The sequence below is a fragment of the Myxococcales bacterium genome (assembly GCA_016703425.1).
Classification (GTDB): domain Bacteria; phylum Myxococcota_A; class Polyangia; order Polyangiales; family Polyangiaceae; genus JADJCA01.
The window spans coordinates 521990-534297 of sequence record JADJCA010000029.1 but is presented as its reverse complement, the minus strand read 5'-3'; the positions used below and the strand labels follow the sequence as shown (position 1 = coordinate 534297).

Genomic DNA, 12308 nt, shown 5'->3' with positions numbered 1-12308 from the left:
GCCCACCCAGGACGAGCGCCAGCGATTCTCGCAGCTCGGCGGCCGACGGCCGGTCTTCGGTTCTCTTCGCGAGCGCCGCGCGGACGAGCCCGTTTAGCGCCGACGCGGCCCCAGCGAGCGGCGGGGCGCAACGAACATGTGTTGCGCCATCACGCTCGCCCGGTCTTCCCCCTCGAAAGGCAGGCGCCCCGCGAGCGCCTCGAACAACATGACACCAACGGCATATACGTCGGTCTTCGCGCCCACGTCGACCCCCCGACACTGCTCCGGCGACATGTACCAGGCCGTCCCCTGCACCCGGCCCGTCTCCGTGAGCTTCTCTTCATCGAGACCCGCCGTGATACCAACCAGTCCGAAGTCGAGGACCTTGACTCGCTCGCCGTCGGCCGTATCGGTCAGCATCACGTTGTCGGGCTTCATGTCTCGGTGGACGAGGCCAAGCCCGTGGGCGGCCTCGAGGACCGCAAGAATCTGCTCGAACCACGGGCCAGCGCGGTGCGGCGTGAGCGGTGCGAGTTCTAAGAGCCGCTCCGAAAGCCGGCGGCCTCGAACAAGCTCCATGACCATGTAGAGAGCGCCGTCGGATTCCCCGAAGTCGAGCAGTGAGACAACGGCAGGGTGGCGCAACCTCGCAAGGGCGACAGCTTCCCGGCGGAAGCGAGCGCGGATCTCACCGATAACGGCCCAGTGCTCGTGCAAGAACTTCATGGCGACGGGCTCGCCAAGGTCGAGATGGGTCGCTTGGTAGACAACGCCCATGCCACCGCGACCGAGGGCTCGTTCGATGCGGTACTTGCCCGCAACCACGCTGCCGATACGGACGTCGGCGGGCGCGCGGCCGCAGCTCTCGCAGGGCACGACCGGTGGGGCGCCGAAGTTCAACGAGCGCACCTCCGTTGCCACGGCGCTCGCACCACAAACGGGACACACCTTGGTCATAGCGTCACCTCGTGGATCTCCAGAGGCTCCGGTTGCCCTCGCACCGCATGGCGCCCAAGCGCAATGGTGGCGATCTCATCACCGAGCGCTGCGGCGACGGCAGCGGTCACGAGCGTCTGCCCCGATTGCGCCATCGACTCGAGTCTCGAAGCAACATTCACCGCGTCGCCGATCGCCGTGTATTCCATCCGTGCTTCACTCCCGAGATTCCCGACGACCGCCGGGCCCGTTGCGATGCCGATGGCGAGCCCAACCTCGAAGCCGTACTTGGTCTTCCACGCGGGCCGGTGCGTCTCCACGAATCGGTGCATGTCGCGGGCCGCGAGGACGGCGCGCTCGGGACCGTCGGCGCCCTGGAACACCGCCATGAGGCAGTCGCCGACGAACTTGTCGAGCATGCCCTGGTGACGAAAGACGACTTCCGAGAGCAGCGAGAAGATCTCGTTCAGGAGCTTGGCAACGGCTTCTGGTTCGGCGGTGGCCACAAATGACGAGAATTGGGCGACGTCGGCGAAGAGCGCCGTGACGTACCTTCGGGCGCCGCCGAGTTCGAGCGTATCGCGACCGCTAACGATTCGCGCAACCACCTCGGCTGGCATGTAGCGCGAGAGCGCCGCCTCGGTGCGCGCCCGCTCCGCGATCTCCAGCTCACTGCCCAAGAGAGCGCCCGCCATCTCTTGCATCGAGGCCCCCAGCACCTCGAGCTCGTCGCCGCTACGTACGGGGTTGGCTGCGGCGAAATCTCGGCGCGCATACGCGCGCGTCAGTGCGACGAGCTCGCCGATGGGGCGGACCGTTCGGAGTGCAAGCAGCGATGCTGCCAGAAAGGCCACCGCTGCCACGAGCGCCGTGGCTAGGACGAACGCGCGGCGCGCCCGGTGCAAAGACGCAAAGGCTTCGCTCGCTGGCCTGGCGACGGCGACGAGCCAGCGGCGATCGGGAATGGTGCGGACGGTCCCCACCATCGGCTCGCCCCGCGACACGAACTCCGTCGTGAGGCCAACCGGTTCACCGAAGGTCGCCGGCAGAACATTTAACGCCGAGAGGGCTTCGGCGACGAACGTGGGGCTCTCCCCGAAGAGGGAGCCGAGCGACTCGTCGACGACCACGACTCGGCCTGGTGCGGCGAAGCGCGCAACCGAAAGCTCATTGATCCGCCGTCCGAGTACGTCGACATCGAGGTCACCGCGAACGTACCCGGTCGTCTCGCCGTGGGCATCAAGGCGAGTTGTGAACGCAGCCCGGACAGAGCCGCCGCGGCGGAGCGTCGTCCAGCCGCCCCGCGGTGACACGGGGAGCTCTGCCACTGGCAAGTCGGCGCGGTCAACGCCGGGACGCCCGCCAGCGTTCCGCTCGAGGGCGTCGACGAAACGCCCTTCTCGATCGAAGACCGAAACGCGCATGAGCGATTCGACAGAGGCAAACGTGTCGCTGGCGAGTGCGAGGCGAGCTTCCTCAGCAACGCGCCTATCGACGAGGAGCGCCGCCACGCGCAACGTGCCCTCGCGAGCGCTGTCCATGGTCGCTTGGACGGACGTTGCGGTTTCGTCGACAACGGCGACTTCAAGCGCCTTCTCGACGCTCAAGAGGCCGCGCCTCAAGATTGCCGTGACGACGACAGCCACAAGCAAGAGCGGCACAAGGGCCACCACCAGAACAAGCGCAAGCCACTTGGCGCGGAGCGAGAAACGCCGCGGTGGCGCGTTCACGGGCGCCTCAAAAACCGGGGGCCCGCAAACATGACTATTCCACGGATCCCGACGAGCGGAGCCCGTAGCGTTGCACGAGGCGGTGCAGGTTCATTCGGTCCATGCCCGCTTTGCGGGCCGCGCGGCTTACGTTGCCCTGCGCTGCGGCCAAAAGCGCCGTCAAGTAGCGGCGCTCGAAGTCGGCGATGACGCGTTCCTTCGCGTGGCGGAACGGAAGCTCCAACTCGCTCTTGCCCGTACCGGCCACTGGCGAGGCCTCAACGGCATCCACGCCGGGAGGCGCCGGATCGCGAAGGATCAGCGCACGGTCGACAAAGTTACGCAGCTCGCGAACGTTGCCGGGCCACGAGTGGCGCTTCATGCCTTCGATGAGCGCCGGCGTGAAGATCTGCGCTGAATCGGCCGCGTCCTCGGCCGCGAGGAAGACCCTGAGCAAGAGCTCGATGTCTTCGACACGATCACGGAGCGGCGGCAGGCGCAGCGTCACCACGGAGATGCGGAAGTAGAGATCTTCGCGGAAGCGGCCCTGATTGACCTCGCGCTCAAGCCGCCGGTTGGTCGCGGCAATGATGCGAGCTTCGACGCGGCGCGGCTTGGTCTCACCAACGCGGCGAAACTCGCGGGCTTCAAGGACGCGCAGGAGCTTCGGCTGCATGTCGAGCGGCAGCTCGCCGATTTCGTCGAGAAAGACCGTGCCATCGAGCGCCGCTTCAAAGGCCCCGATCCGTTCTCTGTCGGCCCCCGTGAAGGCGCCTCGCGTGTGACCGAACAACTCGGACTCGATGAGGGTCGGGGAAATGGCGCCGCAATCGACGACGATGAACGGCTTGTTGGCCCGCGCGCCGCGGCGGGTGATTTCCGCCGCCACAAGCTCTTTGCCGGTGCCGCTCTCGCCTTCGATGAGGACTGTGCGATCGCTTGCGGCTAGCTTTTCCATTGTCGCGAAGAGCTGCCGCATGGGCACCGAGGTGCCGTAGAGCTCTCCGTAGTTCGGTTGGTCGAGGAGCTCCAAGTCGACCTCCGCGGCCAGCTCCCGCAGGCGAACTCGCGTATCGCCCAGCTCGAGAAGGCATTCTGGCGTCGGAAGGTCCGCGTCACGCAGCCGAACGCCGGCGATGCGGGTCCCGTTCAGCGATTCGTGGTCGATAATTTTCCAAGCCGAACGGCCGCGCTGAATCGAGCAGTGGAAGCCAGAGACGAGAGGATCGGTGATGACGAGGTCATTGCTCTCGTGGCTCCCGATACGGAAAAGTTCCCCATCGAGCGTCACGCGGCGGTCCGCGCGCTCTCCGGCTTCTTGCTCGACGCACAGCTCCCAGCGCGGCGAGCGCATCGTCACCACGTTTCGCGGCGCGGTGGGCCCGGGCCGCCCCGTCGGCGTTCGTGCTCCCGTCATCTCCGCGCAGATAGCGCGTTTTGCCGCCGGCCTGAACTGCGAACCGTCGCGCGCCGCTGCTGCCCCCAGGCAGCAGTTCGCTGTCGCAAGCCCTCAAGGGTCAAAGAAGGGCGCGCGATCGCGCCCACGTGGTAGAGGCGACGCGTGGCCCGGCGTTTGCCAGGCGCACCCGCGGGGGTTGGAGGACACATGAGTCGGACCGTAAGAATCGGTATCTTCGCTTTCGCCCTGACCCACGCCGCCAGTGCAGCCGCACAGGACGCCGCGCCGCCGGCGCCGACTGGTGCGCCCCCAGCAGACGCCAAAGCGCTCGCCGCAGGCCCCAAAGGTCCCGCCGATGCCCCGGTGATCGGAAAGCCCAGCCCGGACGGAACCACGGCGACGCTCTCGGCCGGTGGGATGCAGACCACGGGAAACTCGCGCACGCTCGCCCTGACGGGATCGGGCTCGATCGACACGCGTTTCGACAACAACGGCGTCGGTGGCTCGATCTTGGCCAACTACGGACAAGGCGCCGCCCCCGGAAACGCCATCGTCGCGACCGCGCAGAACATCCAGGGCCGCGTCCGATACGACCGCTACATCATCGACCAGGCCAGCCTCTTTCTCATCACCACCGGTCGCCACGATCGCTTCCAAGGCCTCGACTTCCGCCTCAACCTCGACCCCGGCTTCAAGTACCTGTTCATCTCCGACAAGGCCCAAGCGCTATGGGGTGAAGCAGGCTACGACTTCCAATACGACGTGCGGCGGGACGCATCGCGAGTGGTCCTCGACGCGAACAAGGCACCGGTGCTCGATCCGGCGGGGAACCCAAAGCTCCTCGACAAGACGGCGACGGATCACTCGGCTCGTCTCTTCGCCGGATACCGGCAAGCCTTCAACAAAGAGGTCACGCTGTCTTTGGGCGCCGAGTACCTGCAGAGCGTGGTGGAGACGCGACGCTGGCGCATGAACTTCGACGCGCTCTTGGCGGCGAAGATCGCCGGCGGGTTGGCCTTCGGCGTCGGCTTCAACGGCCGCTACGACCACGATCCTTTGCCGGGCAAAGAGACCTTCGACTCAACGATCAGCGGCAACCTGATCTACGCGTTCAGCGACGTGCCCGAGAAGAAGGAGAAGACCTGTCCGTGCCCGCCCGAGCCGCCGCCTGGGGCAAATCCGCCGCCGCCGGCCGGCGACGCACCGATGAACTCGACCGCGCCTTCGGGCCAAGTTCCTACGCAACCTGCGCCGACACCCGGTGGCCCCGCTGTGACGCCGGCACCAACGCCGGCTCCCGCACCGACGCCCGCCCCCACACCGGCGCCGTCCCCCAACCCCGCGGGCCTCTGAGCGCTTGAGCCCATGGCATTCGTAGAAGACTTCAAGAAGTTCGCGTTCAAGGGCAACGTCGTCGACCTCGCCGTCGGCGTCATCATTGGCGGAGCCTTTGGGAAGATCGTGTCGGGCCTCGTCGACAACGTCATCATGCCGCTCGTGTCGCTGGCACTGCCGGGTGGCAACTGGCGCGACGCGGGCATGTTGCTCAAGGCCGCTCCCGACCCGAAGAACAACGTGATGCTCAAGTACGGGGCCCTCATGGGGAGCATCGTCGACTTCCTCGTGGTCGCCCTCGTGCTCTTCATCATCGTCTCGAAGGTCGTCAACGCGAAGAAGGCGCCGGAACCGCCGGCGGAAAAGAAGCCGGAAGAGAAGATGGTCGAGCTCCTCGCGGAGATTCGCGACGGCATGAAGAAGAGCTGACGCGCGCGCTCGTTTTGTCAGCTGACCATTGCTGAGTGTCTCCCGAAGCCCAGGCCACCTGGGCTTCGGAGTTCAGGTTGATCACGCTCATTCATCGTGGGCGTGTGCCTTGGCGTTTCACACGGCGACATCATGATGACCCATCTCCCCAAAGCACTTCTAGTTCTGTCGGTAGCCCTCGCGACGGCGCCGGCGTTTGCCCAAAACGCAGGCTTCGGCGTGAGTCGTTTTGAACCCGCGGAGCGCGGGAGCGATTGGTTCGCGACCGACTCGCTCGACCTCTCGGGTCATGGGCGCCTGACGGTGGGGGCCGTGGGCGAATACCAATACCGGCCGTTGGTCATCTACAACGCCGACGACTCGGTGCGGGCGAGCGTGGTGGAGCACCTTCTGCGCATCCACCCCGGTGCGTCGTTCGTTCTTTGGGAGCGCTTGCGCCTCGGGGCCAATCTTCCCGTGGCGCTCTATGCCGACGGCGACGGCGGCAGCCTCCAAGGCGTTCGCTACTCGCCCCCCGGCAGCGCCCAGAGCCTCGGGGATCTGCGCCTCGGCGCCGACGTGCGCGTGCTCGGAGAAAAGGGCGACCTGGCGACGGTGGCCGTCGGGACGCAGCTTTGGCTGCCGACGGGAAACCGCGACGCGTACGCCGGTGACGGACGCGTGCGCATCGCCCCGAGGGCGATGCTCGCCGGCGAGGCAGGCGTCTTCGTCTATGCCGCCCAGGTCGGCGCGCAGTTCCGCCGCAACGCGACTTATGCGTCGGCGCCCGTTGGCAACGAGCTGACCTTCGCGCTTTCCGCCGGTGTGCGTTCCGACGACAAGAAGCTCGTCATCGGGCCCGAGCTCTTTGGCTCGACGGTCTTCGACGACGCCTTTGCACGGAAGACGACGCCTCTCGAAGCGCTGCTCGGCGCCCACTACCTCTTCGGTGAAGTGAAAGTCGGTGGTGGCGTGGGCACCGGACTCTCACGCGGTTACGGCACGCCCGTGGTGCACGTGCTCGCGGGCCTCGAATGGGTGCCCGCCCTGGCGAAGGTGGAAGCACCTTCCGACCGCGACAAGGACGGCGTCTTGGACGCCGACGACGCGTGCATCGACGTGCCCGGCGTCGCCTCCACCGATCGCGCAAAGAACGGTTGCCCACTCCCCCTCGACCGCGACAAAGACGGCATCCTGGACGCCGACGACGCGTGCATCGACGTGCCCGGCGTCGCCTCCGCCGATCGCACAAAGCACGGTTGCCCGGTCCCCGCCGACCGCGACAAGGATGGCGTCCTGGACGCCGACGACGCGTGTCCCGACGTGCCCGGCAACAGGACCAACGATGCGAAAACGAATGGCTGCCCCGACCCCGACCGCGACAAGGACGGCATCGCCAACGCCGAGGACGCTTGCCCCGATGAGGCCGGCAAGGCTGACCCCGATCCCAAGCGCAACGGCTGTCCGAAGGCCTTCGTGCAGGCGGGACAGATCCGGATCTTGGATCAGGTGAAGTTCAAGACGTCGAGCGCTGAGATCTCGCCCGGCAAGGACAGCCAAGAGGTCCTGGACGCGGTCCTTGGTGTCCTTCAGAAATTCCCGGAGATCAAAAAGGTCCGCGTCGAAGGGCACACCGACAGCCGCGGCAACGCCGGATTCAACAAGCAGCTCAGCGCGAATCGTGCCGCATCCGTCGTCAAGTGGCTCATCGGCAAGGGCGTTGCCGCCGACCGCCTGACGAGCGCGGGCTTCGGCCCCGAAAGGCCCCTTGATACCAACGAGACGGACGCCGGTCGCCAAAACAACCGCCGCGTCGAGTTCCACATCGCCGAGGAGAACAAGCCGTGAAACGCACCTTCATCTTCTTTGCGGGCCTCTCCTCGCTTGCGTGCGGCTGCGGCACGCCGGACGAAGGTCCGGCGGGGACCGCAGCACCGACCACCGGCTTCGTGACACAAGCCATCGAGGTCTCGAATGCCGCGTGCTCCGATGGAAAGGACAACGACCTCGACGGGCTGGTGGACTGCGTCGACCCTGATTGCAACGCGCTTCCCGCGTGCAACGCTGCCTTCTCCTGCGACCGGACGCCACGACTCTTCGTCACGTCGGGCGCGACGAGCGCCTTGACGCTCGTGTCGGCAGCGACGAACCCCTTCACGTTCACGGGCGTCGGGAACCTGGGCTTCACCATCAACGCCGTCGGGTACAACTTCCTCGATGGCCGGTTCTACGGCTATCGGCAGTCGGACAATCACCTTCTTCGCATCGTACGAAACCCCGCCGCCAACCCACCGTTCACGGTGACCGACATCAGCGGCACGAACGGCGACCCCACGGTCATCAGCTCCTTCGCCGCGGACGTCGATGACAACGGCAACATGTGGGTGCGCAACGGGACTTCCCTGTCGCGCATCGTCTTGGCAACCAAGGCCGTCACGACGACCGCGAACGCGGGCACGATCGGCGCGGACCTCGCCTACAACCCTGACAACTCGCGCGTCTATTCCTACGGTCGCGTCGGCGGCAACGGCGTCGTTTCGGTGTTCAACACGCGGACTCTCACCGATGAGACGGCCGCTGCGAACATCTCGTTTCCCGGCGGCTTGACCGGCGAGAACAACGGAAACTCCGCCTACGGGGCCCAGTGGTTCGACACCGGCGGCTACCTCTTGCTGATGCGAAATGGCGACGGCGCCGTCTTCGGAATCAACCTGGTCACCAAGACCTTCGCATTTCTTGGTACCGGACCCGCTTCCGCGGGCAACGATGGCGCCAGCTGCTCGTACATCGCCTCCCGCCTCGAGGTGTGCGGCAACGGCCTCGACGACGACGGTGACGGGCAGACGGATGAGTCCACGTCCGGTAACGGGTGTCTCGCCGTCCCCGACACCGACGGCGACGGCTCCGTCAACTCGTTCGACCTCGACGACGATGACGACGGCATTCCCGATGTGCTGGAGCGGGGCGACACGGACAACGACGGCATCCCCAATCGCCTCGACAAGGACAGCGACAACGACGGCATCCCCGACGCCGTTGAGGCGGGCCACGGCCGCGGGGTTGCAGCCAATTCGTCGATCGCTTGCAATGGCTCGGCGGCGACGGTGGGCGCCAACGGCGTTTGCAACGTAGTGGAGTCGGCAGCCGATTCCGGTGAGCTCAACTACGCACTCCGAGACACCGACAACGACGGCACGCCGGACTTCCTCGACACCGACAGTGACGGCGACGGCAAGACCGACGCGGCAGAAGTGGCGTTGGGGCGCGACGCGAACAACGACGGGCGCTACGACTGCGTTTCGGGTGTCGGGGCCAACGGGCTCTGCAACAACGCCGAGACCGCCGCCGACAACGGGGTCGTCACCTACGACGGGAACAACACGGGGCCCGACGCGCCGCGCGACGCCGACGGCGACGGCGTCCCCGACTACCGCGATCGCGACAGCGACAACGACGGCATCTTGGACGCGCTCGAGGTCGGTGACACCGACGGTGACGGCATCCCTGACTACCGCGATCTCGACAGCGACAATGACGGCATCCCCGATTCCGTCGAAGCGGGGCACAACGCCTCGACCACGGGTCAGGCGCGCGCTTGCGGGCCCGCGAGCGTTGGCGCCAATGGCGTCTGCAACAACGTCGAGACCGCCGTCGATTCGGGGATTCTAAACTACGCGCTCCGCGACACCGATGGCGACGGTGTCCCCGACTACAAGGACACGGACAGCGACAACGACGGCGTCACCGACGCGGCCGAGGTCGCCGACGGCAAGGACGCCAACGGCGACGGCCGCTACGACTGCGCCGCTGGCGTTGGCGCGAACGGCCTCTGCAACAACGCCGAGACGGGGGCCGACACGGGCATCTCGGACTTCGACGGTAACGCGCAGGGCCCGGACCTTGCCCGAGACACCGATGGCGACGGCATTCCCGACTACAGGGACCTCGACAGCGACAACGACGGCCTGAACGACGTGATCGAGGCCGGCGGCGTCGACGCCAATGGCAACGGCCGCATCGATCCGCTGGACGCGGTCCCCGACGCCAACGGCAACGGCCTCGTCGATCGCGTCGACGCGGCAGAAGGCGGCGCCGCGCTGCCACGCCCCGACACCGACGGCGACGGACGCCCCAACTTCCGCGACCTCGATAGCGACAACGACGGCTGGAGCGATCTCTCGGAGGGCGGCTCTGGTGGGACCGACGCCAACAAGGACGGCGTCGTGGATGGGCCCGACACGGACAAAGATGGCATCGCAAACAGCGTGGACGGCTTGTCGGGCTTCGGCGACGCCGCCGGGCCTCCGGTGCCGGACCAGGACGGCGGAAACTCGCCCGACTACGTCGATGTTGACCGCAACGGCGATGGCATCTTTGACGTAGTCGGCGCAGGCCATGGCGCCAAAGACCAGAACAACGACGGCCGCATCGACAATGCCGCCGACACCGACAAGGACGGCGTCGCCGACGTCATCGATCAAGCGGTGGGCACCTTCGGTGGCATTGCGACGCTCGACTCCGACGGCGACGGCATCACCGACGCCATCGAGACGGCCAACGGCACCAACCCCAACGACGCCGACAGCGACGACGACGGTGTCCCCGACGGCAAAGAGCCCGGCTGGAACACCGATACGGACGGCGACGGCCTCATCGGCGCCCTCGACCCGGACAGCGACAACGACGGTCTCTACGACGGCACCGAGCTCGGCCTGGGGTGCGGTGGCGCAGGCACGGACATCTCGAAGAAGCACTGCATCGCTGATGCGGATCCGGCGACCAAGACCGACCCGCTCGACGCCGACACGGACAACGGCAGCGCGAGCGACGGCTCCGAAGACGCCAACAGGAACGGCAGGAAAGATCCCGGCGAGACCGATCCCACGGCAACCCACGGCGCCGACGATTCATCGGTCATCGACACCGACAAGGACGGCCTTTCCGATGCCCTGGAGACGGCCATTGGCTCGAATCCGAACGACCAAGACAGCGACGACGACGGCGTCTTGGACGGTCAAGAGGCGAACCCGGCCGACGACACCGACGGCGACGGCCTCTCGAACGTGCGTGACCCGGACAGCGACAACGACGGCCTCTACGACGGAACCGAACGCGGTCTCGACTGCACGAACGCCGCAACGAACATCAAGCTGGGCAAGTGCCGCAGGGACGAAGACCCGGCTTCGAAGACCAACCCGCTCCTTCGCGACACCGACCGCGGTGGCATCATCGACGGCGCCGAAGACGCGAACCGTGACGGCAAGAAGGACTCGGGCGAAACGGATCCCAACGTGACCGCCGATGACACGCAGGGCGGACAGAACAGCGACACCGACGGCGATGGGCTCTCCGACGCGCTCGAAGTCGCGCTCGGCACGAACCCCAACGACGCCGACAGCGACGATGACGGCGTGCCCGATGGCCAGGAGCCCAACTTTGCCGACGACACCGACGGCGATGGCCAGAAGAACGCCCTCGATCCCGACAGCGACAACGACGGCCTCTTCGACGGAACCGAGCTCAGTTTCGACTGCAGCGGCGCTGGCACCGATACGTCGAAGGGTCGTTGTGTGAAAGACGAAGATCCGTCCACCAAGACCCATCCGCTGTCGCGTGACACCGATCGCGGTGGCGTGAGCGACGGTTCGGAAGACGCAAACCGCAATGGTAAGAAGGACCCGGGCGAGACCGACCCGCTCTTGACCTCCGACGACACGCAAGGCGGAGCCAACGTCGACACCGACGGCGACGGTTTGTCGGACGCGCTGGAGGCGACCTTGGGCACGAGCCCCAACGATGCCGACAGCGACGACGACGGCCTGCTGGACGGTCTAGAGCCGAACCCCGGCGATGACCAAGACGGCGACGGCCTAAAGAATGCGCTGGATGCAGACGCCGACGGTGACGGCCTCAAGGACGGCACGGAAGCTGGCAAAGACTGCTCGAATCCAGCCACGGACTCGGCAAAAGGCCAGTGCGTCGCGGACAGCGATTCGAGCACGACGACGCTCGTGCTCGACGCCGACACCGACGATGGTGGCGTCAAAGATGGGGACGAAGACGCGAACCACAACGGCAAGGTCGACGCGACCGAGTCGGACCCGAACGTCACGGCCGACGACAAGGCACCGGCGTGTCGGGCCGACGACGATTGTGGCAATGCGACCAGCGGCCAGATCTGCGAGGGCGGCGCGTGCCGGGCTGGATGCCGCGGAGCGGCGGGCAACGGATGCCCGTCCGGTCTCCTGTGTTCCTCGACCAGCGCCGTCGCTGGAACCTGCGGGCCAGCAGCGCCCGTCGTCGACGCAAGCCCCGTTGCGCCAACACCAGACGCGGGCGCCCCCGCGGCGCCAGCCGATGACGGCAGCCTCGAAGGTGGGGGGCTCGGGTGCGCGCTCAGCGGTGGCTCGGGCGGTAGCTCGGGCGCCTCGGGTCTCGCGCTGGCCCTCGCCGTGGTTCTTGCGCGTCGCCGCCGGCACCGGCACCTGCTGCTGCAACGGTGCATCGAAACCGCAATGACTTGAGGCCGCGAAGCCGCA

The 12308-nt window shown here is 66.8% G+C and carries 7 protein-coding genes; 4 read left to right on the top strand and 3 right to left on the bottom strand.

Translation table 11 applies throughout. The features are described from left to right. Nucleotides 1–93: 93 nt before the first annotated feature. From IPG50_35740 to IPG50_35730, 3 genes are read right to left on the bottom strand one after another with little or no spacing between them, the layout of a single operon-like run. On the bottom strand, nt 94–939 hold the full coding sequence (locus IPG50_35740) for a serine/threonine protein kinase (protein ID MBK6697500.1): 846 nt from the start codon (nt 937–939) through the stop codon (nt 94–96). Beyond that, the gene (locus IPG50_35735) at nt 936–2648 is read right to left on the bottom strand and encodes a HAMP domain-containing protein (protein ID MBK6697499.1); all 1713 of its coding nucleotides are present in this window, start codon (nt 2646–2648) and stop codon (nt 936–938) included. Before IPG50_35735 ends, IPG50_35740 begins: the two co-directional genes overlap by 4 nt. A 34-nt stretch (nt 2649–2682) precedes the next feature. Then, complete coding sequence (locus IPG50_35730) at nt 2683–3981, bottom strand: sigma 54-interacting transcriptional regulator (protein MBK6697498.1); 1299 nt, start codon at nt 3979–3981, stop codon at nt 2683–2685. A 408-nt stretch (nt 3982–4389) separates the two neighbouring features. On the opposite strand from IPG50_35730, the gene IPG50_35725 reads away from it, so the two are divergent. The 4 genes from IPG50_35725 (at nt 4390) to IPG50_35710 (ending at nt 12293) form a co-directional block, all read left to right on the top strand. Then, nucleotides 4390–5379 carry a DUF481 domain-containing protein gene (locus IPG50_35725; protein MBK6697497.1) on the top strand — a complete coding sequence of 330 codons (990 nt, stop codon included), beginning with the start codon at nt 4390–4392 and terminating at the stop codon, nt 5377–5379. A 12-nt stretch (nt 5380–5391) separates the two neighbouring features. Further along, nucleotides 5392–5790: a large conductance mechanosensitive channel protein MscL gene (gene mscL, locus IPG50_35720; protein ID MBK6697496.1), complete on the top strand. Its 399-nt coding sequence runs from the start codon at nt 5392–5394 to the stop codon at nt 5788–5790. Between the two features lie 132 nt (nt 5791–5922). Next, on the top strand, nt 5923–7617 hold the full coding sequence (locus tag IPG50_35715) for an OmpA family protein (protein ID MBK6697495.1): 1695 nt from the start codon (nt 5923–5925) through the stop codon (nt 7615–7617). Then, the gene (locus tag IPG50_35710) at nt 7614–12293 is read left to right on the top strand and encodes a hypothetical protein (GenBank protein ID MBK6697494.1); all 4680 of its coding nucleotides are present in this window, start codon (nt 7614–7616) and stop codon (nt 12291–12293) included. The genes IPG50_35715 and IPG50_35710 overlap by 4 nt, the downstream gene beginning before the upstream one ends. Nucleotides 12294–12308 lie beyond the last annotated feature (15 nt).